This is a genomic window from Streptomyces sp. NBC_01288 (genome assembly GCF_035982055.1).
Classification (GTDB): domain Bacteria; phylum Actinomycetota; class Actinomycetes; order Streptomycetales; family Streptomycetaceae; genus Streptomyces.
This window is the reverse complement of the sequence record NZ_CP108427.1, coordinates 6,003,299-6,026,994: the sequence shown is the minus strand read 5'-3', so window position 1 is coordinate 6,026,994 and position 23,696 is coordinate 6,003,299. Positions and strand designations below refer to the sequence as shown.

Here is a 23,696-nt window from a genome sequence, read left to right as displayed (position 1 = left end):
ATGGGCGCGGGCCACGCCCACCGCCTCTACCGGCACGGCCACTCCCCCGTCCACGCGCTGCCCCCGCACACCAAACTGGCCGCCGTCTTCGCCTTCGTGGTGGTCGTGGTGTCGACCCCGCGCGAGGCGATGTGGGCGTTCGGCCTCTACGCCGCGCTGCTCGCGTGCGTCGCGTACACGGCCCGCGTCCCCGCGGCCTTCCTGCTCCGCCGCCTGCTGATCGAGATCCCGTTCGTGGCGTTCGCGGTCCTCATGCCCTTCGTGGCGGAGGGCGACCAAGTAACCGTCCTGGGCGTGCAGTTGAGCGTGAACGGCCTCTGGGGCGCGTGGAACGTCCTCGCGAAGGGCACCTTGGGCGTAGCCGCCTCGGTCCTCCTCGCCGCGACCACCGAACTCCGCGAACTCCTCCTGGGATTGCAGCGGTTGAAGCTCCCGCCCCTCCTCGTCCAGATCGCGTCCTTCATGATCCGCTACGGCGATGTCATCACGGACGAGATGCGGCGGATGCGGATCGCCCGCGAGTCACGGGGTTTCGAGGCCCGGGGCATCCGCCACTGGGGCGTGCTCGCGAAGTCGGCGGGCGCGTTGTTCATCCGCTCCTACGAACGCGGGGAGCGGGTCCATCTCGCCATGGTGAGCCGGGGTTACGCCGGTTCGATGCCGGTGATCGACGAGGTGACCGCGGACCGGGCGCAGTGGTCGTACGCCCTCGCACTGCCGTCAGCCGCCCTTGTCGTATGTCTCCTGGGATGGACCCTGTGACTACTCCTTCGCTCGAAGTCTCCGGGCTGGCCTTCGCCTACCCCGACGGCCAACAGGCCCTGTTCGGCGTCGACTTCACCGTCGCGCGCGGCGAACGGGTCGCCCTGCTCGGCCCGAACGGCGCGGGCAAGACCACCCTCGTGCTGCACCTCAACGGCATCCTCACGGCGGGCGCCGGGACCGTGACGGTGGCCGGACTCCCGGTCGGCAAGCGGCACATGGCGGAGATCAGGCGCCGGGTCGGGATCGTGTTCCAGGACCCCGACGACCAGTTGTTCATGCCGACGGTCCGGGAGGACGTGGCGTTCGGCCCGGCGGCGGCCGGGATGAAGGGCGCCGAACTGGAGCAACGGGTGCGTACGGCACTGGAGTCGGTGGGAATGGCGGACTTCGCGGACCGCCCCCCGCACCACCTGTCGTTCGGCCAGCGACGCCGAGTGGCAGTGGCAACGGTCTTGGCGATGGAGCCCGAGATCCTCGTCCTCGACGAACCGTCCTCCAACCTCGACCCGGCCTCCCGTCGCGAACTGGCCGACATCCTGCGGTCGTTGGACGTGACGGTCCTCATGGTCACGCATGACCTGCCGTACGCACTGGAGTTGTGCCCGCGCGCGCTGATCCTGAGCGAGGGCGTGATCGCGGCGGACGGCAAGACCGGCGAGCTCCTCTCCGACGACGCGTTGATGCGCGCCCATCGCCTGGAGTTGCCCTTCGGGTTCGACCCGCGGTCCGTGACGATGGGCGCGTGACGTTACCGACGCTCATTACCCCCGGGTAGATACGGCTGTGCTACCGGTCAGTATCTTGGGCACGAAGGAGCCGCGCGCGCTCGTGTTCCAGCCCCGGGGGAGGTCCCGCCATGACCGACGACACCGCTGTCACCACCGACACCGCTGTCGACACTCGCCCGACGAAGATCATGTACGTCGCCGAGGCCACCGCCCACGGCGGCCGGGACGGCTTCGTCAGCAGCCTGGACGGCCAGCTCGCCCTCCAGGTCGCGATGCCCCCGGCGCTGGGCGGCGACGGCAACGGCACCAACCCCGAGCAGCTCTTCGCGGCCGGCTACAGCTCCTGCTTCCACAACGCGCTGGTCCTGGTCGGCCGTAGGGCGGGCTTCGATCTGACCGGTTCCACGGTCGCCGCGAAGGTCGGCATCGGCCCCAACAAGCAGCGCGGCTACGGCCTCGCGGTCGCCCTGAGCGTGTCCCTCCCGATCCTCGACCAGGACATCGCGGCGAAGCTGGTGGACGCGGCGCACGAGGTCTGCCCGTACTCGAACGCGACCCGCGGGAACATCGACGTCACGATCCTGCTTGGTTGAAAGAGGAGAGCGGTACGGCGCGACATCGGAACGAGGGGCACGGACGTGGACGTGAACGGCATGGTGGCCGAGGGCTTCGAGCCGGTCAGGGACGCGTTCGTACGGAACTTCGAGGCGCGCGGCGACCGGGGCGCGGCGGTGACGGTGTACCGGCACGGGCACCGGGTCGTGGACCTCTGGGCAGGCACGAAGGACGTGGACGGCACCGCACCCTGGCAACAGGACACGGCCCAGATCATCCGCTCGGCGACGAAGGGCGTGGCTGCCGCCGTACTGCTCCTGCTGGCGCAGCGCGGGGAACTGGACCTGGACGCTCCGGTTGGCGAGTACTGGCCGGAGTACAAGGCGGCCGGCAAGGAACACACTCTCGTCTGGCATCTGCTGGCCCACCGCGCGGGCGTACCGGTACTGGACCGCCCGCTGACCCCGGAGCAGGCCGCCGACCCGGTGCTCAGTGCGGCGGCGGTGGCGGCGCAGGCACCGGCGTGGGCGCCGGGCACGGACCACGGGTACCACGCGCAGACGTACAGCTGGCTGACCGGTGAACTGGTTCGCCGGGTGACGGGCAGGTCGATCGGCGAGTGGATCGCGGACGAGATCGCGGGTCCGGTCGGGACGGACCTGTGGGTGGGCCTGCCGGCGTCCTCGGCGGACCGGGTGGGCCGGGTCGCACAGCTGGAAGCCGCGACAACGGACGCGAGCGCCCTCCGCACCCGCCCCAAGCGCTCGGTCTCCGAGGCGTACGCGAACCCCGACTCCCTCACCCGCCGCGCGTTCGGGGCGATCACCCCGATGCCGGACGAGAACGACCCGGCGTACCGGGCCGCCGAACTCCCCGCGTCGAACGGCATCGCGACGGCGGACGGCCTGGCCCGTGTCTACGCGTCACTGATCGGTGAAGTCGACGGCGGAGTACGCCTGTTCACCCCGGCAACAGTCCAACTGGCGCGCACGGAACGCTCGTCGGGCCCGGACCGCGTCCTGGTGATCACCACCCGCTTCGGCCTGGGCTACATGCTGCACGGCAGCGCGTCCCCCCTCCTCGCGGAGACCTCCTTCGGCCACCCGGGCCGAGGCGGCGCACTGGGCTTCGCCGACCCCGAGTCGGGCATCGCCTTCGGCTACGTCACGAACGGCTTCCGCAAGAGCGTGACGGCGGACCCGAGGGCACAGGCGCTGGTGCGGGCGGTGCGGACGTCTTTGCCGCAACCGGAATGAACCGGCCCGACCGAGGGGTTCCCCGTCCATGACGCCGAAGAACGCCAACACCGACGCCGCCCCCTCCACCGACGCCCGCACGATCACCAATCCACCCGCCCTCCACGACCCGACCCCGTTCGGCTACAGCCACGCGGTCTCGGCACCCGGCGAACTCGTCTTCATCGCAGGTCAGTACGCCTCCGACGAGACGGGCGCACCGGTACCGGGCGACTTCGCGGCACAGGTGGATTTGGCGTTCACCCGCCTGCGCTCGGCACTCGCGGCAGTGGGCCTCGACTTCCACCACGTGGTCCGCCTGGGCACGTTCATCGTCGACCACGACCTCACCAAGCTCGAAACCCTGGACAAGGCCCTGCACGCGAACTTCGGCGACCGCCTCCCGGCCCAGACCCTCAGCGGGGTCGCGTCCCTCGCCCTGCCGGGGATGCTGTTCGAGGTGGACGCGGTGGCGGTACGACAGCCCTAACCGGCGCGCAGCATCAGTCCGATGCCGACGACCAGGAGCCCTGCTGCCGCGAGGCGTGGGGCTCCGAAGCGTTCCTTGAAGAAAACCGCTCCGATGGCTGCGCCGACGATGATCGACGACTCCCGCAGGGCGGCGATCGGGGCGAGGTCCGCTCGGGTCTGGGCCCATAGGACGAGGCCGTACGCCGTCACGGACAGGGCGGCGCCGAGGAAGCCGACGGCGGCGAACGGCCGTAGTTTCGCGATGAATTGGCCCCGCCAGCGGTGCAGGGCGTATGCCGGGATGGCCAGGCCCTCGATCGCCATCAGCCAGGCGATGTAGCCGAGCGAGGATCCCGAGGCGCGTACGCCGAGTCCGTCGACGACGGTGTATGCGGCAATCGATACTCCCGTCGCCAACGCGGCCCCGATCGCGGGCCAGTTGGGCGGTCGTCCGCGCATTCCCCACAGGGCGACGCCGGTCAGGCCCGTGCAGGACAGGGCGATGCCGGCGGCGGCCCAGGCGTTCGGCACCTCGTGGGCGAAGACGGCGGCCAGTACGGTCACGAGGAGGGGCGCGGTGCCGCGTGCGATGGGGTACGCCTGCCCGAAGTCCCCCAGCCGGAAGGACTTCATCAGCAGCGCGAAGTACACGACGTGAATGAACCCCGACACGATCAGGTACGGCCATGCCGCAGCCGCCGGGAACCCTCCGAACGGCGCCAGCGCCAACCCGATCAGCGCCCCGCCGCCCGCGATCAGCGTGAAGCCGACGAGTTTGTCCGCGATGCGGTGGGCGAGGGCGTTCCAACAGGCGTGGGTGACAGCGGCGAGCAGAACGGCGGCGGCGACCTCCGGAGTCACGCGGTCTGCTCGCGCACGTCCACGAGGGTGGCGCCGGCGTACGCGACAAGCTCCTTGGGCTCCATGGGGAACACGGCATGCGGATTGCCGGCGGCGGCCCAGACGACGTCGTGCGCGAGCAGCGAACGATCGGCGAGCACACGAGTCTTCGTACGGTGCCCAAAGGGCGGCACGCCTCCGATGGCATACCCGGTCGTCTCACGTACGACGTCCACCTTGGCCCGCGTGACCTTCTCCACCCCGAGTTCCTGCCGGACGAGTTCCAGGTCCACCCTCGATGCCCCGTCCATCAGCACCAGTACCGGGACTCCGTCCGCCGCGAAGATCAACGACTTGCAGATCTCACTCAACTCGCATCCGATCGCGGCGGCGGCCTCGGCTGCGGTACGGGTGGCGTCCGGGAAGCGCCGAATACGACCGAGGAGGTCTCCGAGCCCCAACTCCCTTAGCGCTTCGGCGAATCGGGGGTTGGCGCCGGTGTTGTCGCCTTCGGTGTTGTTCATGCTCATGGGGGCACGGTAGCGGTGGGTGTACTGGGCCTGCGACTGAGTTCCGACCGTCGGACCGCCCGCTTCTTGGTCAGTGTCGGGATTGCGGGAGCCGAGTAAAGGGCGCTCCCTGCGGTCGCGTCGGCTACGCCGATTCCGCTCCGCTCCACCCTTGACTCACCTCCCTCAATCCCGTTTCAGAAGCGAGCGGGCGGCCCCGAGGGATGGGTGGCCAGGCAAGAATCCCCGTGCCTGTACCGCGTTCCGGCCCGGCACCTGGGGGCGCGCTCGCGTCTCGCCAGCACGCCGGGCCGGCTCAGCGGCCAACGGTGGGTGGGCGGATGGGTGGTTGCTGGAAGCCGGGGGGGGAAATCTAACCACCGTAGCGGGCTGTGACTGGTTAGAAATAGACACAGCTTCCAGAGAGGCCAGGGCGGGGCCGGGGCGAGTGCGACGCGTTGGCGTCTCGCCCGCACGCCGGGCCGGCTCAGCGGCTACCGGCCAGTGGGGACTTGCTGCACAAGAGGCCAGGAAGCCAGGAGGCCACGAGGCAAGGAAGGGTGCCGGGGAGTTCATGGCCGAGAGCTAGGGGCAAGGGCGCGGTTCTGCGCCAGGCACGCGCAACAGAACTCTGGGGCGGGGCGAGGGCGCGCGCTCACTCCTCGCCTGCACGCCGGGTCGGCTCAGCGGCTGTCCGCCAGTGGGGACTTACCGCGCAGACGCCAAGAGACCAAGAGGGAATGAGCGCCGGGGAGTTCGGGCCCGGGCGGTAGGCAAAGGAGCAGGGGAGCGGATCCGGGCCACGGCCACCGGCACGGCCACCGGCACGGGCACGGGCACGGGCACGGAGGAAGACTCCCGGGTGGCTCGCCCCAGGCGACGGCCCGGGTGGTGGCTCCCATCTGCCGTCGGCGTCTCCCCGGGGTACCCGGTCGGCAGAAATGTGACAGTTAGAGCGGAAGTGTCACACTTCCCCCACCCGCCTACCCCCTCCCCCGGCCCTGGCATCTTTGGAGGCTGTGTTCTTTTCTAACCGGTCAGAGGTTGCGACGGTGGTTAGATTTACCCCCGGCTTCCAGCACCTACCCACCCAGGGTCGGCCGCTCAAGCCGAGGCGGCGTGCGGGCCGGACGGCAGCACGCCCCCTGCACCCTCCACCCCACCGGCCGACAGTCGCCAAGCCCACCCGGCGTGCAGGCCAGACGCGAACGCGCCCCCTCACACCGGCCCGGATCAGCCTAAGACGGCAGTCCCCACCGCACCCTCGCACCCCACCGGCCGATAGCCGCTAAGCCCCCGGCGTGCAGGAGAGAAGCGGACGCGTCCCCTCGCACCGGCCCGGATCAGCCCAGGGGCAGTCCCCACCCGCGCTTCCCGCCCCACCGGCGGGTAGCCGCTGAGCCCACCCGGCGTGCTGGCGAGATGCGAGCGCGTCCCTCAGTACCGGCTCGCGACGCAGTACAGGTACGGGTCTCCCCACCTTGGCCACCCGTTCCTCCGGGCCGCTCGCTCGCTTCTGAAACGGGCTGGAGCGGGTCGAGTCAAGGGTGGAGCGGAGCGGAATCGCCGAAGGCGACGCGACCGCAGGGAGCGCCCTTTACTCGGGCCGTGGAAGCACGACACTGGCCAAGAAGCGAGTGGCCCTACGCCCAGGTGACCTCTTTTGCCTGGGCTACAGCAGCCGTACGACCCGGTGCCGTGTGGTACTTCCAGTACAGGTTCGTGTGGGCGATGACCTGCTCCGGCGGCGGCGCACCCCACTTGCTCAGGTCCGACGTGGTGTGGGCGTCGCCGACGAGTGTCACGTCGTAGCCGCGTACGAACGCGCCGTGGAGCGTGGAGCGGATGCACGCGTCGGTGGCCGCGCCCGCCACCACCAGGTGGCCGACCTGGGCGGCTGCCAGCAGCTCTTCCAGGGAGGTGTCCTCGAAGGAGTCGGGGTAGTGCTTGGGCACCAGGGGCTCCCCGTCCCAGAGGTGCAGTTCGGGGACGTACTCCCAGGCCTCGCTGCCTGCCGTCATGTTCTCGTCGGAGTGCTGGACCCAGACGACCTGGACGCCTTCCTCCCGTGCCCTGTCGACGAGCGTGGCGATGTTGGCGACGACCGCGTCACGCTCGTACGCGTCGGCCACGACGCCGGCCTGGACATCGATCACGAGGAGTGCGGTGTTGGGGCGTTCTGTGAGTGTGGTCATGCTCAACACGCTAGTCCCGCCCACTGACACCGACTCGGTTCAGAACGGTTCAGAGGGGGCTGAAACTCGGCTCGACCGGCCCGGTCTCTCCTCGCTCCGCCAGTTCCGCCAGGTCCTCCGGCTCCAGGAACTCCAGCGCCTCCGGATCAAGTCCGTGCTCCGGCTTCCTGTCCCGCAGCCGCTCGACGAAGTCGAGGACGAACGCGGTGAACGGTCCCTCGAAGACTTCCGGTTCCGTCCCGTGGCTGTGGGTGACGACCTTCCAGCGGTCCGGGGCCGGGTCGCAGGGCCAGAAGAAGTGTTCGTCGCCGGAGTGGTCGTAGCCCCAGGAGATCAGTCCGCCGGGTTCCGGGTGGAAGGGGAAGGGGTGGAAGTCCGGACCGCGGCGCCTGCTCGCGCCGAACGTCTCGTGGATCCGCCGCATCCTGTCCAGGAGCGGACCGGCGCCCCGAGGGTGGAAGACCACCAGTTCGTCGCAGATCACGCCGGTGCCGTAGGCGTCGAGAAACGCCTTGAAGTCGGCGGGCAGTGCCGAGGCGACGTATGCCTCGACCTCGGTCCAGTCGTCGGCGGACGGTTCCCGTGACGCCGTCGACGGGCCCAGCAGCCGCACCAGTTCATCCAGTGCTGTCACGTCCACCACCCTGTCACCCCGACGCGATCTGCCGCGCCACCCGAACTCGGTGACGCGGCAGATCGGTTGCCCGGTGCCTCAGTGCCTCGCGGCAGCCGCCTCAGGCCCGGACCAACTCCCGGTCCTCGTCGGGATCCGAGTCCTTGGAGTCCAGCTCGCGCAGGCCCTCGCCCTCGACGTCCACGTTCGGCAGCATCCGGTCGAGCCACTTCGGCAGCCACCAGGCACGCTTGCCGAGCAGGGCCAGCACCGCCGGGACGATCGCCATGCGGACCACGAACGCGTCGAAGAAGACCGCGACCGCCAGGCCGAAGCCGATCATCTTGACCATGGACTCGCTGGAGGTGATGAAGCCGGCGAAGACCGCCATCATGATGACCGCCGCGGCCGTGACGACCCGCGCACCGTGCCTGAACCCGGTGACGACGGCCTGGCTGGGCTTCTCGCCATGGACGTAGGCCTCGCGCATCCGGGTCACGAGGAACACCTCGTAGTCCATCGCCAGGCCGAAGACCACGCCCACCAGGAAGATCGGCATCATCGACATGATCGGACCGGTCTCCTCCACGCCGATCAGGCCCGACAGCCAGCCCCACTGGAAGACGGCGACGACCGCGCCGAGCGAGGCGAGCACGCTGAGCAGGAAGCCGAGGGCCGCCTTCAGCGGGACCAGGATCGAGCGGAAGACGACGATCAGCAGCAGGAAGGCGAGGCCGACGACCAGGGCCAGGTACGGGATCAGGGCGTCGTTGAGCTTCTGCGAGAAGTCGATGTTCATCGCCGTGGTGCCGGTGACCAGTACCTGGGCGTCCGTGTCGGCCTTGATGCCGGCGCCTTCGTCACGGATGGAGTGCACCAGGTCCTCGGTGGTGACCGACGACGGCTTGGAGTCCGGCACGACGGTGATCGTCGCGGTGTCGCCGGCCTTGTTGAACATGGCCGGACTGACCGAGACCACGTCGTCGAGGGTCTTGATCTTGTCGGTCACCGTGGTGACGGCGGCCTTGGGCGCGTCGCTGTTCTTGGCGTCCACGACGATCATCAGCGGGCCGTTGAAGCCGGGGCCGAAGCCTTCCGCGAGGAGGTCGTAGGCCCGTCGCTGGGTGGTGGACGTCGGCTGCGAGCTGTCGTCGGGCAGACCCAGCTGGAGCTGGCTGGCCGGCAGCGCGATCGCGCCGAGGCCGAGCACGCTGAGGATCAGGACGGCGGCGGGACGCCGTACGACGAAGCTCGCCCAGCGGGTGCCCATGTTCGGCCTGGCCGCCTTGGCCGCTTCCTTGGCGCTGCCGCCGCCCAGCCACTTGGCCTTCTCGCCGGTGGGCTTGATCCTGCGGCCCGCGTAACCGAGCAGGGCCGGGATCATGGTCAGCGCGATGAACACCGCGACCACGACCGTGCCCGCCGCCGCGACACCCATCTTGGTCAGCATCGGCACGTTGACGACCGCGAGACCGGCCAGCGCGATGACGACCGTGAGGCCGGCGAAGACCACCGCCGAGCCTGCCGTGCCTACGGCCCGGCCGGCCGCGTCCTCGCGTTCGCGGCCCTCGGCCAGTTCGGCCCGGTAGCGGGACACGATGAACAGCGCGTAGTCGATGCCGACGGCGAGGCCGATCATCATCGCCAGCGTCGAGGTCGTCGATCCCAGGTCCAGCGTCTTCGCCAGGACCGTGATCGTCGAGACGCCGATCCCCACCCCGATGATCGCCGTCAGCAGCGGCAGGCCGGCCGAGACCAGCGAACCCAGGGTGATGACGAGGACGACGGCGGCCAGGGCGATACCGATGATCTCGCCGACGCCCATCTCCGCGGCGGCCTGGAGCGCGTCGCCGCCGACGTCGACGGTCAGCCCGGTGGCCCGGGCCTCGGACGCGGCGTTCTCCAGGGCGTCCTTGCTGGCGTCCTTGAGTTCCATGCCGGGGACGTCGTACTTCACCGATGTGTAGGCGACCGTCCCGTCCTTGCTCACGGCGTTCGTGGTGAACGGGTCGGAGACGGAGACGACTTCGGAGCCGTCGGCCAGCTCCTTCACCGTCTTCTCGACGGTCGCCTTGTTGCCGGCGTCGGTCATCTTCTCGCCGCTCGGCGCCTTGAAGACGACACGCGCGGTGCCGCCGTCCGAACTGGAGCCGGGGAAGCGCTGGTCGAGCAGGTCGAAGGCCTTCTGGGCCTCGGTCCCGGGTATGGAGAAGGAGGTGGAGCCCGCCGCGGGCGCGCCGGCCGCGCCGACTCCCGCGAGGGTCAACAGCGCGATCCATAGAAGGGCGACGTAGTGCCGTCGCCTGAAGGCGAGCCGGCCGACTTTGTAGAGGAACGTGGCCACGAGGGCGTACTCCCGGTCAGGTCGTGGGGTTCTTCGGGGCAGGGGTGATCGACCGGTTGGGGACACGGTTGATCTGCCCGACGACGTGAGCGGTTACGTCAGGTGGGCGTGCTGTGGGTTGTGCGCGGGGTTTCTCAGGTGGTGGGTACCGGTGCGCCCAGTGCGGGGAGCACCACGGCGTCGATGTACGACAGCAGGAAGGCCTGGGTGGGCGGCTGCTCGTCGATCATGGTGCGGGCGGCGAACCCGCCGATCATCATGTGCACGATGTACTCGATCGCCGGATTGTCGGCACGGACCTCACCCCGGTCGATCGCCCGCCGGAGCATCGTCTGGAACTCCGCCATCTCGGGTTCGACGAGGTGTTCCCGGAACGCCTTGAGGAGGTCCGGGTTGCCGTGCATCGCCATGGCCAGGCCCCGCATCAGCGCGGAGTTCTGCTCCATCTCGCAGTCGTCCGACCGCTTCGTGAGGGCGTGGAAGTCGCCCCTGAGCGAACCGGTGTCGACGGCGGCGGCCGAGGCGCCGGGCTTGTTGTGCCGCACCGCTTTGGCCACCAGCTCGGCCTTGCCGCCCCACTGGCGGTAGAGCGTCGCCTTGCTGGACTTGGTGCGGGCCGCCACGGCGTCCATGGTCAGGGCGTCGTAACCGACTTCCCGGAGCAGGTCGAGCACGGCGGCGTACAGCTCGGCCTCGCGCTCGGGTGTGATGCGACTGCGACGCGCCGTTGCGACTTCAGTCATGCCACTCACCTCTCCGGATCCGAACGAGACGGTTTCGTACCGCCTCGCGTAGTCATGAATGTAGCGCACTCTCCAGCGAAACGAAACCGTTTCGTACGTGTGGAGAGTCACCCGCCGAGTCGCCCGCCGGGCAGCCGCCGGATCACCCCGGCGATTTTTCATAAGTTGCCCGGGCCCGTCCCCCGGAAAAGCATAGGGAGGTGAGCTATCTGCGCCTGCCGCACCTCAGTGGCGACCTCCTGAGCTTCGTGGCCGAGGACGACCTCTGGCTGGCCCCTCTCGACGGCAGGGGCCGCGCCTGGCGGCTCACCGTCGACCGCACGAAGGTCGGCCACCCCCGCTTCTCCCCCGACGGCCGCCACATCGCGTACACGACCTGGCACAGCCTGGTCCCGGAGATCCATCTCGCGCCGGTCGAGGGCGGTCCCGGCCGTCGGCTCACGTACTGGGGCAGCGCCGACACCCAGGTCTGCGGCTGGACCCCGGACGGCGACATCCTCGCCGTCGCCTCGCACGGCGAACCGTTCTCGTACTTCACCTGGGCCCACAAGGTCCCCACCGACGGCGACCCCGGCGGCCGCCTCCCCTGGGGTCCGGTCTCCGACATCCAGCTCGCCGACGTCGACGGCGAACGCCAGACCCTGCTCCTGACCGGCACCCCGCCGCACGAACCGGCCGCCTGGAAGCGCTACCGCGGCGGCGCCATGGGCCGCCTCTGGCTGCACGGCCGCCGCCTGCTCGCCGACCTCGAAGGCCACCTGCACTCCCCGATGTTCGTCGACAGCCGCATCGCCTTCCTCTCCGACCACGAGGGCATCGGCAACCTCTACTCCTGTTCCTACGACGGCTCCGACCTCCGGCGCCACACCGATCACGACGCCTTCTACGCCCGGCACGCGGCCGGCGACGGCACCCGCGTCGTGTACCAGTGCGCCGGCGACCTGTGGATCGTCGACGACCTCTCCCCCACATCGGTCCCCCGCAAGCTGGACGTGCGGTTGAGCGGGCCCCGCGCGGGCCGCCGTACGTACCAGGTCCCCGCCGCCCAGCACGTCGACGGCATCTCGGTCGACGAGACGGGCCGCGCGAGCGCCGTCGTCGTACGCGGCAGCCTGTACTGGCTCACCCACCGCGACGGCCCCGCCCGCACCATCACCGACACCCCCGGCGTACGGGTCCGCCTCCCCGAGATGCTGGGCTCCGGCGGACAGGTCGCCTACGTCACGGACGCGGACGGCGAGGACGCGATCGAGATCGCCTACCTCCCCCGCGCCTCCGGCGAACGCGAGCCCCGCCGACTCGCCTCCGGCGAGGTGGGCCGCGTACTGGAGCTGGTGTCCGACGCTGCGGGCGAGCGCCTCGCGATCGCGGCCCACGACGGACGACTGCTGCTCCTGGACGCCACGGAGGACTCTGGGGGCACCTCCCGGACGGAGTCTGGGGGAGGCGAGGTGACCGAGCTGATCCGCTCGATCAACGGCCCGGTACGGGACTTGGCCTTCTCTCCGGACGGCAGCTGGCTGACCTGGTCCCACCCGGGCATCGGCCGCTCGCTCCGCCAGATCAAGATGGCGCGGATAAAGGACCGTTTGATCGTCGACGTCACCAACGGCCGCTTCGAGGACGAGAATCCGGTCTTCACTCGGGACGGCCGCTACCTCGCCTTCCTCTCCTGGCGCGGCTTCGACCCGGTCTACGACGTCCACACCGGCGACCTGTCCTTCCCGCTCGGCTGCCGTCCGTACCTGGTGCCGCTGTCCTCGGCGACCCCGTCCCCGTTCGCACTGACCCCGGAGGGCAGGCCGGCCGCCGGGGGTCTCGACGCGGCGGAGGACGACGACGGCGCGGACGGCGCGGTGACGGTGGAGGTCGAAGGGCTGGAGAGCAGGGTGACGCCCTTCCCCGTCGCCGCCTCCAAGTACTCGGCGCTGTACCCGGTTTCGGGCGGCGGCCTGGTCTGGCTGCGCTGGCCGATCTCGGGCGCGCTGGGCGAGACCTTCGCCAACCCGGACGACACCAGCGGCCGGCCGACCCTCGAACACTTCAACATCAGCAAGGCGAAGAAGTCCGAACTCGTCGACCACCTCGACTGGTTCGCGGTGAGCGGCGACGGCTCACGGCTGGTGGTAGTCGACGAGGACGAGCTACGAGCGGTCCCTTCCACGGAATCCGGCGACGGCGACTCGACCGTCTGGATCGACCTCCGCCGCATCCTCCACGAGGTGGACCCGCCCGCCGAGTGGCGCCAGTCGTACGAGGAGGCGGGCCGCCTGATCCGCGCGTACTACTGGGACCCGCAGATGTGCGGCATCGACTGGACCGGGGTCCTGGACCAGTACCGCCCGCTGGTCGAACGGGTGGCGTCCCCCGACGACTTCGCGGACCTGCTCCGGGAAGTCCTGGGCGAGTTGGGCACGTCCCACGCCTACGTCACCGCGTCCCGCCGCAACGAGGGCCCACCCCACTACCAGCGCCGCCAGGGCCTGCTGGGCGCCAACTTCGTTCGCAGGGAGGGCGGTTGGACGGTGGCCCGCATCCTCCCCGGCGAGTCCTCCGACTCCAAGGCCCGCTCCCCGCTGGCCGGCACCGGCATCCGCGAGGGCGCGATCCTGACCCACGTGGACGGCCGCCCGGTGGACGAACTCACCGGCCCCTACCCCCTGTTGGCAGGCGCGGGCGGCACAACGGTAGAGCTGACCTTCACCCCGGCGGAAGGCGAAGGCAGGGCCCGCCGAGTAGCCGTAGTCCCCCTCATCGACGAACGCCCCCTCCGCTACCAGGACTGGGTGGCCAAACGCCGGGCGGTGGTACGGGAGTTGAGCGGCGGCCACTGCGGCTACCTCCACATCCCCGACATGGGCGGCTCCGGCTGGGCCCAGTTCAACCGCGACCTGCGCCTTGAGGTGTCCCGCCCGGCCCTCATCGTCGACGTACGCGGCAACGCGGGCGGCCACATCAGCGAGCTGGTGGTCGAGAAACTGACCCGCACGATCCTGGGCTGGGACCTGACCCGCGACGCCCAACCGGTGTCGTACGCGTCAAACGCCCCCAGGGGCCCGGTGGTTGCCCTGGCCGACGAGGCAACCTCCTCGGACGGCGACATGATCACGGCCGCCTTCAAACTCCTCAAACTCGGCCCGGTGGTAGGCCAACGCACCTGGGGCGGAGTGGTCGGCATGACCGGCCGCCACCAACTCGGCGACGGCACGGTGATCACGGTCCCCATGAACGCCGCCTGGTTCGACGCCTACGGCTGGTCGGTGGAAAACCGAGGCGTGACCCCGGACTTGGAGATCCTCCGCACCCCCCTGGACTGGGCAGAGGGGAGACACGCGCAGCTGGACGACGCGATCCAGCTGGCCCTGGACCTCCTCGCCCTCCACCCGGCGGCAACCCCGCCGGACTACAGCGCGGTACCGGACCGCTCCAGGCCGAAACTTCCCCCACGTTCTTGAGAGGGGGCAGGCCAACCCCCTGCTTTCAGGGGCGCGGGGAACCGCGCGCCCAGCCCCCACCAACCCGCACCCAACGACGAAACGTGGGACGCCCCAAACTCAGGGCGCCCCACGCAAACAGACCTCAACTACGCGTCGTAGTCCTGGTCCATCCGATCCTGCACATCCCGCTGCGCCCGCTGCGCATCCTCACGCCCCTGCTGACCGCGCTCACCACCCTGCTGAGCACGCTCCGACGCCTCGTCCTCACCCTGGCCCATCTTGTCCTTGGCCTTGTCCGCGAGGTCCTTCGCCTTGTCCTGGAACTGGTCCTTCATACCCATGTGGGTTCACTCCCGTACTGAGGGGGGACTTGTGGGCCCCTTGCTGGGGCCTCGACCAGATTCACACGCCAGAACAAAGCGCGCATTTCGATCAGTCACCCTCCGTGACACGCGCCGTAGCCCGCGCCTCAGCCCGCGCAGCGGCCCGCGCCGCTTCGTCCGCCGCCCCACCCGCCCCCACAAGCCCCGACCGCATCCCGTCCAGCCGAGACCCGAACCGCCGCATCTCCCGCTGCCCCACCGACCCGATGACCCCCGGCAGATACCCCCGCACCCCCTGCATCCCCCGCAACCACCACTGCCCGTACACATGGCTGGACCGCCGCTCGATCCCGGCGACGATCCGATCCACGGCCGGCCCCAGCGGATACGTCTTGTTGGACGGCCAGGGCAACCGCTCCCTCAACTCCCGCATGACCGCGTCCTGATCAGCCCCCCGCACCATGTCCGTGTCGGTCCAGGACAGATACCCGACCCCGACCCGCACCCCCTTGTACCCGACCTCGGCCCGCAGACTGTGCGCGTACGCCTCGACGCCGGACTTGGACGCGCAGTACGCGGTCATCATCGGCGCCGGCGTGATCGCGGCCAGCGAGGCGATCTGCAGCAGATACCCCCGGCTCTCCATCAGCACGGGGAGGAACGCCCGCGCGGTCACGGCGGACCCGATCAGATTGACCTCGATCACCCGCCGCCAGGCGACCGGATCGGAGTCGAGGAAGGGCCCACCGTTGGCGACACCCGCGTTGGCGACGACGATGTCGACCTTCCCGAACCGTTCCTTGACCTCGGCCGCGACCCGGGCCATCGCCTCGTGATCGGTGACGTCGGCATACCAGTGACCGCTGTCGGTGTGCAGCCGCTCGGAGACCTGCTTCAGCGCGTCCGGCTCCAGCCCGATGAGCGCCAACTTGGCCCCGCGCGCGGAGAGTTTGCGGGCGAGCAACTCACCGACACCCCGCGCGGCCCCGGTCACGACCGCGACCTGCCCCTCAAGGCTGACCCTGTTGCTCATGCGCCCTCCGTAACCTGATCGAACTCCATATAGGTGGCGGCCAGTTCACGAATCTTCGCGCTGACCAACTCCGGCGCCTCGACGGGCGTCATATGACCGAGCCCGGGAAGTTCGGTGATCCCGACGCAGTTGGGCAAGGCGGCGACCAACGCCCGCGCGTGCACCGGCGGCGTCATCCGGTCCGCAGTACCGACGACGACGGCCGTAGGCACGGCCAACTCCCCTACGCCGCCGTCGAGATCGAGCGAATCAAGCACCCGCGACCACGCGTACCGCACCGCCCGCGGACACGCGTGCACGATCCGCGCACACGCCTCGACCATGTGCGGGGCCGAACCGGGGCCCATCGTCCCGTACTTGAGGATCCGCCGCGCGGTCGGCGTGACCGGCCCGAGCGGTGCCCGCGTCCCCAGTATCTTCCGGGTCAGCCGGGTCCGCATCCGCCCGGCCCGCAACGGCACCACGAGCGACTCGTCGACCAGCCGCGAACTCCCCGTACTGCACAGCAGAACGGCCACCGCGTGCTCCCGGAACCCCGCCCGCCCGGCCGCCGCCAGCACGGCCATCCCGCCCATGGAGTGCCCCGCGATCACGGCCTTCTCCCCGGGCGCGAGCGTCTCCTCCAGTACGGCTTCCAGGTCGTCGGCGAGCGCGTCGGTACCGTGCGCGACGGCCACCGGACTGCGCCCGTGCCCCCGCTGGTCGTAGGCGATGACGCGGTGATCGACGGACAGGTCCCGTATCTGCGCGGCCCAGAAGGCCGTGGAGCAGCACCAGCCGTGTGCGAGGACGACGGCGGGCGCGTCCTCGGGGCCGTACACCTCGACGTGCAGCCGGGAGCCGTCGGCCGAGGTGACGGTGAGTTCGCGGGCGGGGACGGGCGGGGCGTACGGCCCGGAGGCAACGTGCATGAGACGGCTCACGCGCTCGCCACCTCCGTCTCGACCTCGGCCTTCCTTTCGGTCTTCGCCCGAACCACCTCGTACTCGGTGAGGTCGACTCGCCTGGTGGCCTTGCGGAATTCGGCCGTGGTCCCGGGCCAGATGGTGGTGTTGACGCCGGACGCGTCCATGTACCAGCTCGTGCAGCCGCCCGTGTTCCACACCGTGCGCTTCATACGGTCCTGCACGCGCCGGTTCCACGCGCTCACCGCGCTCGGCCGGGCGTCGAGGGCGACGCGGCCGCCCAGGACGTCCAACTGCCGTATGTAGTCGGCGAGATAGTTCAGCTGGGACTCGATCATCAGGATCATGGAGGAGGTCCCGAGGCCGGTGTTGGGCCCGATGACGGTCATCCAGTTCGGGAACCCGGCCGCGGACGAACCGCGCAACGCCTGCATTCCGCCCTGCCACGCCTCGGCGAGCGTGCGCCCGTCCGCGCCGACGACCCGGTCGGCGATCGACATGTCCGTGACGTGGAAACCCGTGCCGAAGACGATCGCGTCGACCTCGGCCGTGGTGCCGTCGGCCGCGACGACCGTGGAACCGCGGACCTCGCTCAACCCGCTTGCCACGACGTCGACATTGGGCTTCGCGAGAGCGGGATAGTAGGTGCGGGAGAGCAGGATCCGCTTGCAGCCGATGCGGTAGTCGGGGGTCAGTTTGGCGCGCAGCGCCGGGTCCTTGATAGCGCGGGCCATGTTCTTCTTGGCCAACTGCTCCACGAGGACAAGCTCGTTGGGCCGCTTGGTGAAGGCCTGGGTCTGCAACTCCCTTATGCCCCACAGGAGTCCGCGCCGGGCCTGGGTGGTGAAGGGCAGCGCGCGGTGTACGGCGCGTTCGGCGGCGCTGATGGGGCGGTCGACGCGGGGCATGACCCAGGGCGGGGTGCGCTGGAAGAGGGTGAGGCGCTCCACGTCGGGCTGGATCGCCGGCACGATCTGGATCGCGGAGGCGCCGGTGCCGACCATGGCGACGCGCTTGCCGCGCAGGTCGTAGTCGTGGTCCCAGCGGGCGGAGTGGAAGACCTTGCCGGGGAAGGTGTCGAGCCCCGGGACGTCCGGGATCTTGGGGTCGGACAGCGGCCCGGTGGCGGAGACGACGAGGTCGGCGGAGTAGGAACCGGCGGTGGTCTCGATGTCCCAGCGCAGCCGCTCCGCGTCCCAAGTCATCATCTTGACCTCGGAGTTGAAGCGGATGTGCGGCCGGAGCCGGAAGACGTCCGCGACGTTCTCCAGGTAGGCACGGATGTGCTCCTGACCGGAGAAGGTGCGCGGCCAGTCGGCGTTCGGCGCGAAGGAGAACGAGTACAGATGGGACGGTACGTCGCAGGCGCAGCCGGGATAGCTGTTGTCCCGCCAGGTCCCGCCCACGCTGTCGGCGCGCTCCAGGACGACGAAGTCGGTGACGCCCTCGCGCCGCAACCGCACCGCGGCCCCCAGCCCCCCGAACCCGGACCCGATCACCGCCACCCGCACATGCTCGCGTTCGGTCATCCCGTGCCCTTCCTTACGACCTGCTCGACCGCGCCAGTGAACACTGGCGCAATCGGAGCGTAGGGCAGCTCCGTACTCATGGGTAGGGGTCGGGACAAGGAAAGTTACCGGGGGTACGACGTAAGGTGCGGGCGTGGCGGAGAAGGCAGAGCAGGCGGAACCGGCGGAGAAGCGCGAGTACCGCATGGAGGAACTGGCCGAGGAGGCCGGCATCACGGTGCGCACCCTGCGCTTCTACCGCGAGCGCAAACTCATCCACCCGCCGCGCCGGGAAGGCCGTATCGCCTGGTACGACGAGACGCACCTGGCCCGCCTGCGCACGATCTCGGCGCTCCTGGAGCGCGGCCACACCCTCAACGGCATCGCGGAACTCGCCGAGGCCTTCGACCACGGCCGCAACGTGGGCGAGTTGCTCGGCCTCGGCGCCCCCACCGAGGAGACCCCGGTCCGGCTCACCCCGGAGGCCCTCGCCGACTACTTCGGCGACCAGGCGACCCCGGAGAACTTCGCCGCCTCGCTCGAACTCGGCTACCTCGGCACCGACGGCGGCGAGATCGTCCACATCAGCCGCCGCCTCCTCGACGTCACGGCCGCCCTGGTCCGCGAGGGCATCCCCCTCGCCGACGTCCTCAGCGCGGGCCGCCGCGTCCGCGCACACACGGACGCCCTCGCCGAACTCTTCACCGACCTGGTCATCTCCGGGGGCCGCACGGCGGAGGACCTGCAACGGTTGCGCCCGCTGGCGAAGAGCGTGGTGCAGGCGGAACTCTCCCTCGCGATGGACAGGCGGTTGCAGAAGAGGATGGACGGGTAACGTCCTCCTGCGCCGTCCCGGCACCCACAGTCCGCACCACGCAGGAGGGGCGCTCCGTGGTCGCCGGGTGGACTCGGCGGCCGTGCGTCGGCGCTGCCGGCGGCTGCCTACTTGTCGCCGGTACGGTCCTTGGTGACTGACCGCGGAACGAGGCAGTGAGGACGGCGACAACCGTGCATTTCCAAGACGACGGGCCACTCGGGCACGGGCCCGGCAGGACTCCGTTCTGGGATCTGCTGGACCCTGCGGCCCGTCAGGTGTTGCGCGCGGGAGGACAGGTCACGGCCTATGCCGCCCGGGAAGACCTGCTCCGCCAGAACGACTTCGGCGATCATCTCCTCGTCCTCGGCTGCGGCTGCATCAAGGTCACCACGGTCTCCGCCGTCGGCTACCAGGCAGTCCTCGCGCTGCGCGGACCCGGTGACCTGCTGGGCGAACAGGGAGGACTGGACGGCGGGCCCCGATCGGCGACGCTCACCGCTCTCGTCCCGGTCCGCGCTCTGCTGATACCCGCCGCGATCTTCCGGGCAGCCGCCCGCGACCACCCCGTCATCACCGGCGCCGTCCACCATGTGCTCTCCACCCGACTGCGGGACGCCGACCGGCAGCGCACCTCGGCGGGCGCGGACCCGCTCGCCGCGCGCCTTGCCGGCCTGCTGCTCGACCTCGCCGCGAGCCACGGCCGACGCCACGCCTCCGGTGCCGTCGAGATCAGCCTGCCGCTGTCCCAGGACGATTTCGCCGGGCTGGTGCTCGGCTCCCGCAGAAGCGTCAGCCGCGTCCTCGAGCAGTGGCGCGCCGAGGGCTGGGTCATCACCGCCCGTACCCATGTGACCGTCGGCAACACCGACGCCCTGAAGCGGGTACGCGAGGGCGGGCCGACCGGCGGATGACCGGGCCGCCGACGCTGGCGGTTGGTCCGGAAGGGCTCACAGATCGGTCCAGGCCAGCGTGTCCAGGCCGTACTCCTGCGCAACGGGATTCCATGCGGCGACGAAGTCCTGTTTTGCCGCCGTGGCGTCATCGCCCGCCGACGACGCGTCCTGCCAAGAGCTCGACCCGACCACGTTGGCGGACGAGCAACTGCCCGAGACATCGTCGACCACTCGGGCATAGGCCCTGTCGGCCTTCTCTGAGTTCTGCCAGGCACTGCTCAGGTCCGACACCATGTCGTCGGACAACTGGTCCACGCTCAGCGCGCCCAGTTCCTTGACCAGGTCGGCCCGTGCTTCGGCCGCGTCCACGAACACCTGCCGGGCGTCCTGCAGTCCGCTGCACCGCAGCATCGACTGCACGGCGTCGGAGACACCGCTGCGCCGGCCGGCGTTCCCCGCCAGGAGGGTGTTCAGCGCCGTGACCTGCTCCTCACGGGTGCCGCTGTTCCCGCTCCGGGTCTGTCCCGTACTGCCGCTGCCGGAACCGCCGCTGTCAGAGCTGTGGTGAGCCATGAACTGCCAGACTCCCAGGCCGATCAGTGCCAGGACGATCCAGGCCACGACCGTGGCCGCCCGCCCTGACGACGAGCCCTGGGGCCGGCTCGGTGAAGGGACGTATGCCGGAGCTGTGTACGACGGCACGGGGCCACTGGGCGGCCGGGTGGCACCGGGGCGCGTACCACCGGTGGCTCCGCCGACCGGGCCGGTACCGGCTCGCGGTGAGGCCGTGGTCCGTTGGCCGGTCGTTCCGGTGCCGGTCGGTCCCGCTGCGGTGAGCCAGGTCACGGGAGCGGTGTCGAACGCCCGACGCAGCGGGTCGAGCCATGCGGAGAGGGTGGGCCGGGCGGCAGGATCCGCGCTCAGGCCGCGTGCGGCCAGGTCGCCCACGGTCGTGTCCATGCGGCGCAGCGCGGCCGGGTCCTGCCCGTGCTGCTCGTGCAGGAAGAGCCGCACCGCGAGCAGCGCGAACTTGTAGCAGTCCCCCTGCTGGGTGTCCGGGGCCTCCCCGTCGGGCAGCGCCCACCCGGGTGTCTGCACGGGCTTGAGGACCCAGTCTCCCTCAAGCCCCATGGCGTCGCAGTCGATGAGGAAACAGCCGGGCCGTGCCCCGGACAGCGCGAACAGAAGGTTCTTGGGGGAGAGATCGCCCGCCACCACGCCCAGGCCGTGCAGCCTCTCCAGGATGTCGGCGAGGGCGAGCAGCAGGCCGAAGAACTGACGGGGAGTCACGGTGCCGACGGTCTTCTGCACGAAGGCCAGAGGATTGAGCAGAAACTCGAAGCCGGCGGCCTTCCGGTCGCCCGAGGGCACCGTCATGAAGAACTCGTCCGGGATCTGCCGCATCAGAAAGCCGCGTATCTGCGGGCCCTCCGTCACCAGGGCCGCGGGCCAGGCCGTGTGTCCGGCCAGCCACTTCCCGACCGCTGCCGGTCTGCCCGGGAGGAAGGCGACCATCCGCTCCAGGGCGTCGATCTGAAGCTGCGTCTGAACCTCCGGTTTGTACTCCTTGTACGCCACCGGCCAGGTCCCGTTGATCAGCCGTTTCTCGACCACCCACACCTTGCCCTGACCGCCGCCGCCCAGGGAGGCGCCCAGTGCCAGATCCGAGCGGGCGATCCGCACCGCCCCGGGGCCGGTCACCGGCTTCCGCCGGATAGCCGGTCGCGGGGCCAGACAGCGAGCAGGGTGCGATCGTCGTCGAACGTCTCGCGCGAGAAGTCCAGCAGGTGGGCCAAAGCGCGGGGCTGCTGCGGAGGCACCGCCAACCCCGTGCCGAACAACTCGCCCACCACACCGGTGCCGTCGCCGAGCGGGACACCGAAACCGTCGGTGCCGACCAGCAGGACGCTGTCCGAGGGCAGCGTGTACGACACCGGGCGCACCCGCGTGGACAGCCGCGGCAACGCGACCACCGCGGTACTGGCGATCTCCTCGGAGGCGGTGTCCCCGTCACTCAGCAACTGGGCGTACTGGCCCCGCCGCAGGCACCACGCCGAGGAGTCCCCGGCGCGCACCACCGTGACGTGCATGCCGCCGGACCTGTCCGGTGCGACGGTGCCCGCCACCAAGGTCGTCGCCAGTGTCCTGATCGCCTCCGCCCGGTGCTGTTCGTCCGGCTCCCGGCCGCGCGCCACGCGCATGAGCAACTGGTACGCGGCTGCCTGCAGCACACGCGACCAGTCCGGGGCCTGCCGGTCCTCACCGAGCTGGACCAACAGGTCGTTGACCGCCGTACGGCAGGCCAACGCGGCGCCCACGTGTGACTGTGCGGCCGACGAGACGCCGTCGGCCACCGCGAAGACGACCGTGGCGGTCGGCTCGTGCCAGGCGACGACCACGTCGTCCTGCCTCGGCCGCCCGTCGAAGCGGTGCTGGTCCCCGCGCACGGAGGCAAGTCGGACGGTCAGGTGCGGAGTCGACCATCCGTCGAAGACGGTGTCGGGCCGGTAAGGGTCGGCCGGTGGCGGTTTCGGTTCCACCTGGGCGGCGGGTTTGCCCAGCACGATCCGGTCCCACTGGTTCGCCACCCGCCCGGAGTCGGGTGCAGGTGTGCCGGGTCCGGATTCCCGCGAACCCGGTTGCGGTGCCGCGTGCCGTGGTCGCGAGACGCGCTCCGCCGGGACACCGGTCTGTCCCGGTGGGCCGCCTCGCGGATCGCGCGTGTCCTCCCGGTCCACGTCGGAGAACTGCTCGGCGCTCTCCGCGCCCCGCGTGCCGTCGAGCCGTGTGGCGGACGGACCGTCGAGGCCGGGGCCGACGTACTCCGGCACGTCATAGGCCGGAACCTCGTACTCGGGCACGCGGTAGGTGGCGACCTCGTACGCGGACGCGGCGTCGCGGGCCGGCGGTGCCACGGGTCCCGGCGGCACGGCCGTCTGCCATGCCTCGGCGTGCCGCGGGTCGGGGGGTGACGACGGCGGTGGGGGAGCCGCGGGTGCATCCGGACCCGTCGGCTCCGGCGCGTCCGGCTCTTCGGCGGGACGGCCCGTGAACCGCTTCAGCAGCGATCGTTTGTCCACCGTCAGACCTCGTCGATCGCGAGCCGGAAGCCTTCCGGCTTCTCCACCTCCAGCTCGGCCGGCTGCCCCGCGGCCATGGCGTTCGCCGACTCGACCACGCTCTTGGTGAGCGCGGTGAAGAACTTGGCGATCGCCTCGCCGAGTTGGGCGCCGGGGAGCGAGACGAACGCGAACCGCTCGTTGGTCGACACGGCCAGGATGGTCTCGGCACGAGCCTCGCCGATCCCGAAGGCGATCACGTTCGGCGCGGCGCCGGTCACCGTGCGGTCGGTGAGGCGGGCGTGCGTCTGCCGCCACTCCTCACCGCAGGTCGGCTGTCCGTCACTGAGGAAGAAGACCGCGGGGCGCAGCACCTTGTATCCCTGAGACTTCAGCGTCTGCACGTCCTGCGGGATGCGCTGCAGCAGCGCCCCGAAGGCCGCGTCGTAGTTCGTGCCACCGCCCGCCGACAGCTGCGGCAGCTCGTTCTCGCTTCTCAGATCGGCCAGGATCAGACGTTCCGTCACGCGGTTGGCGAAGCCGAGTACGGAGAAGCGCACCTTGGCCGCCGCCATCGGTTCCCCCAGCAGTGCGACGTGCAGCGACTTCATCCCCTCGTTGAGGTCGCCCACGGAGCCCGCCATCGAGCCGGACTCGTCGGCGACGATGTACACCGGCAGCAACTGCCCAAGCGTCTCGGCCATCCCAGTTCTCCCCTTTGTT

At 70.4% G+C, this 23,696-nt stretch carries 21 protein-coding genes; 8 read left to right on the top strand and 13 right to left on the bottom strand.

Annotated features, from left to right (window positions below):
* The 5 genes from cbiQ (at window position 1) to OG194_RS27200 (ending at window position 3,773) form a co-directional block, all read left to right on the top strand.
* Window positions 1-762 carry a cobalt ECF transporter T component CbiQ gene (gene cbiQ, locus OG194_RS27220; RefSeq protein WP_327403420.1) on the top strand — a complete coding sequence of 254 codons (762 nt, stop codon included), beginning with the start codon at window positions 1-3 and terminating at the stop codon, window positions 760-762.
* A complete protein-coding gene (locus OG194_RS27215; protein ID WP_327403419.1) occupies window positions 750-1,511 on the top strand; it encodes an energy-coupling factor ABC transporter ATP-binding protein in 762 nt (253 codons plus the stop codon). The genes cbiQ and OG194_RS27215 overlap by 13 nt, the downstream gene beginning before the upstream one ends.
* 110 nt (window positions 1,512-1,621) lie before the next feature.
* Complete coding sequence (locus tag OG194_RS27210) at window positions 1,622-2,086, top strand: organic hydroperoxide resistance protein (RefSeq protein ID WP_327403418.1); 465 nt, start codon at window positions 1,622-1,624, stop codon at window positions 2,084-2,086.
* Between the two features lie 45 nt (window positions 2,087-2,131).
* Window positions 2,132-3,304 (top strand): serine hydrolase domain-containing protein, encoded by a 1,173-nt coding sequence (locus OG194_RS27205; protein WP_327403417.1) that lies wholly within the window; start codon window positions 2,132-2,134, stop codon window positions 3,302-3,304.
* Window positions 3,305-3,332: 28 nt separating this feature from the next.
* Window positions 3,333-3,773 (top strand): RidA family protein, encoded by a 441-nt coding sequence (locus OG194_RS27200; RefSeq protein ID WP_327403416.1) that lies wholly within the window; start codon window positions 3,333-3,335, stop codon window positions 3,771-3,773.
* On the opposite strand, the gene OG194_RS27195 is transcribed toward OG194_RS27200, so the two are convergent.
* From OG194_RS27195 to OG194_RS27170, 6 genes are all read right to left on the bottom strand, one after another.
* On the bottom strand, window positions 3,770-4,615 hold the full coding sequence (locus OG194_RS27195; RefSeq protein WP_327403415.1) for a DMT family transporter: 846 nt from the start codon (window positions 4,613-4,615) through the stop codon (window positions 3,770-3,772). The genes OG194_RS27200 and OG194_RS27195 overlap by 4 nt on opposite strands.
* A complete protein-coding gene (locus tag OG194_RS27190; RefSeq protein ID WP_442811635.1) occupies window positions 4,612-5,124 on the bottom strand; it encodes a YbaK/EbsC family protein in 513 nt (170 codons plus the stop codon). The genes OG194_RS27195 and OG194_RS27190 overlap by 4 nt, the downstream gene beginning before the upstream one ends.
* A 1,622-nt stretch (window positions 5,125-6,746) precedes the next feature.
* Window positions 6,747-7,298 carry an isochorismatase family protein gene (locus OG194_RS27185; RefSeq protein ID WP_327403414.1) on the bottom strand — a complete coding sequence of 184 codons (552 nt, stop codon included), beginning with the start codon at window positions 7,296-7,298 and terminating at the stop codon, window positions 6,747-6,749.
* Between the two features lie 49 nt (window positions 7,299-7,347).
* Window positions 7,348-7,932, bottom strand: coding sequence for a hypothetical protein (locus OG194_RS27180; RefSeq protein WP_327403413.1), 585 nt, complete (start codon window positions 7,930-7,932; stop codon window positions 7,348-7,350).
* Between the two features lie 100 nt (window positions 7,933-8,032).
* Window positions 8,033-10,255 (bottom strand): MMPL family transporter, encoded by a 2,223-nt coding sequence (locus OG194_RS27175; RefSeq protein WP_327403412.1) that lies wholly within the window; start codon window positions 10,253-10,255, stop codon window positions 8,033-8,035.
* A 134-nt stretch (window positions 10,256-10,389) separates the two neighbouring features.
* Window positions 10,390-10,998 carry a TetR/AcrR family transcriptional regulator gene (locus tag OG194_RS27170; RefSeq protein WP_327403411.1) on the bottom strand — a complete coding sequence of 203 codons (609 nt, stop codon included), beginning with the start codon at window positions 10,996-10,998 and terminating at the stop codon, window positions 10,390-10,392.
* Between the two features lie 200 nt (window positions 10,999-11,198).
* Here OG194_RS27170 and OG194_RS27165 point away from each other — a divergent pair, with 200 nt between their 5' ends.
* Entirely contained in the window at window positions 11,199-14,453 is a 3,255-nt protein-coding gene (locus OG194_RS27165) for a S41 family peptidase (RefSeq protein ID WP_327403410.1), read from the top strand.
* 128 nt (window positions 14,454-14,581) lie between these two features.
* Here OG194_RS27165 and OG194_RS27160 read toward each other — a convergent pair whose 3' ends face one another.
* The 4 genes from OG194_RS27160 to OG194_RS27145 form a co-directional block, all read right to left on the bottom strand.
* Entirely contained in the window at window positions 14,582-14,776 is a 195-nt protein-coding gene (locus OG194_RS27160; RefSeq protein WP_327403409.1) for a hypothetical protein, read from the bottom strand.
* 91 nt (window positions 14,777-14,867) lie between these two features.
* The gene (locus OG194_RS27155) at window positions 14,868-15,791 is read right to left on the bottom strand and encodes an SDR family oxidoreductase (protein ID WP_327403408.1); all 924 of its coding nucleotides are present in this window, start codon (window positions 15,789-15,791) and stop codon (window positions 14,868-14,870) included.
* Window positions 15,788-16,714, bottom strand: coding sequence for an alpha/beta fold hydrolase (locus OG194_RS27150; RefSeq protein ID WP_327403407.1), 927 nt, complete (start codon window positions 16,712-16,714; stop codon window positions 15,788-15,790). Before OG194_RS27150 ends, OG194_RS27155 begins: the two co-directional genes overlap by 4 nt.
* Entirely contained in the window at window positions 16,711-18,225 is a 1,515-nt protein-coding gene (locus OG194_RS27145; RefSeq protein WP_327403406.1) for a flavin-containing monooxygenase, read from the bottom strand. Before OG194_RS27145 ends, OG194_RS27150 begins: the two co-directional genes overlap by 4 nt.
* A gap of 184 nt (window positions 18,226-18,409) precedes the next feature.
* Here OG194_RS27145 and OG194_RS27140 point away from each other — a divergent pair, with 184 nt between their 5' ends.
* Window positions 18,410-19,039 (top strand): MerR family transcriptional regulator, encoded by a 630-nt coding sequence (locus OG194_RS27140; RefSeq protein ID WP_327407219.1) that lies wholly within the window; start codon window positions 18,410-18,412, stop codon window positions 19,037-19,039.
* Window positions 19,040-19,212: 173 nt separating this feature from the next.
* A complete protein-coding gene (locus OG194_RS27135; protein WP_327403405.1) occupies window positions 19,213-19,932 on the top strand; it encodes a Crp/Fnr family transcriptional regulator in 720 nt (239 codons plus the stop codon).
* 36 nt (window positions 19,933-19,968) lie between these two features.
* Here OG194_RS27135 and OG194_RS27130 read toward each other — a convergent pair whose 3' ends face one another.
* The 3 genes from OG194_RS27130 to OG194_RS27120 are packed head-to-tail and all read right to left on the bottom strand — an operon-like array spanning window position 19,969 to window position 23,677.
* Entirely contained in the window at window positions 19,969-21,615 is a 1,647-nt protein-coding gene (locus tag OG194_RS27130) for a hypothetical protein (protein WP_327403404.1), read from the bottom strand.
* The gene (locus OG194_RS27125) at window positions 21,612-22,994 is read right to left on the bottom strand and encodes a protein phosphatase 2C domain-containing protein (protein ID WP_327403403.1); all 1,383 of its coding nucleotides are present in this window, start codon (window positions 22,992-22,994) and stop codon (window positions 21,612-21,614) included. The genes OG194_RS27130 and OG194_RS27125 overlap by 4 nt, the downstream gene beginning before the upstream one ends.
* 2 nt (window positions 22,995-22,996) lie before the next feature.
* A complete protein-coding gene (locus OG194_RS27120) occupies window positions 22,997-23,677 on the bottom strand; it encodes a vWA domain-containing protein (RefSeq protein WP_327403402.1) in 681 nt (226 codons plus the stop codon).
* Window positions 23,678-23,696 lie beyond the last annotated feature (19 nt).

What these genes read in the sequence shown, in the direction of transcription:
- OG194_RS27140 (WP_327407219.1), top strand. Translation starts at nt 18,410, where the DNA reads ATGGAGGAACTGGCCGAGGAGGCCGGCATCACGGTGCGCACCCTGCGC.
- cbiQ (WP_327403420.1), top strand. Translation starts at nt 1, where the DNA reads ATGGGCGCGGGCCACGCCCACCGCCTCTACCGGCACGGCCACTCCCCC.
- OG194_RS27170 (WP_327403411.1), bottom strand. Translation starts at nt 10,998, where the DNA reads ATGACTGAAGTCGCAACGGCGCGTCGCAGTCGCATCACACCCGAGCGC.
- OG194_RS27215 (WP_327403419.1), top strand. Translation starts at nt 750, where the DNA reads ATGGACCCTGTGACTACTCCTTCGCTCGAAGTCTCCGGGCTGGCCTTC.
- OG194_RS27160 (WP_327403409.1), bottom strand. Translation starts at nt 14,776, where the DNA reads ATGGGTATGAAGGACCAGTTCCAGGACAAGGCGAAGGACCTCGCGGAC.
- OG194_RS27155 (WP_327403408.1), bottom strand. Translation starts at nt 15,791, where the DNA reads ATGAGCAACAGGGTCAGCCTTGAGGGGCAGGTCGCGGTCGTGACCGGG.
- OG194_RS27190 (WP_442811635.1), bottom strand. Translation starts at nt 5,124, where the DNA reads ATGAGCATGAACAACACCGAAGGCGACAACACCGGCGCCAACCCCCGA.
- OG194_RS27200 (WP_327403416.1), top strand. Translation starts at nt 3,333, where the DNA reads ATGACGCCGAAGAACGCCAACACCGACGCCGCCCCCTCCACCGACGCC.
- OG194_RS27120 (WP_327403402.1), bottom strand. Translation starts at nt 23,677, where the DNA reads ATGGCCGAGACGCTTGGGCAGTTGCTGCCGGTGTACATCGTCGCCGAC.
- OG194_RS27145 (WP_327403406.1), bottom strand. Translation starts at nt 18,225, where the DNA reads ATGACCGAACGCGAGCATGTGCGGGTGGCGGTGATCGGGTCCGGGTTC.
- OG194_RS27210 (WP_327403418.1), top strand. Translation starts at nt 1,622, where the DNA reads ATGACCGACGACACCGCTGTCACCACCGACACCGCTGTCGACACTCGC.
- OG194_RS27185 (WP_327403414.1), bottom strand. Translation starts at nt 7,298, where the DNA reads ATGACCACACTCACAGAACGCCCCAACACCGCACTCCTCGTGATCGAT.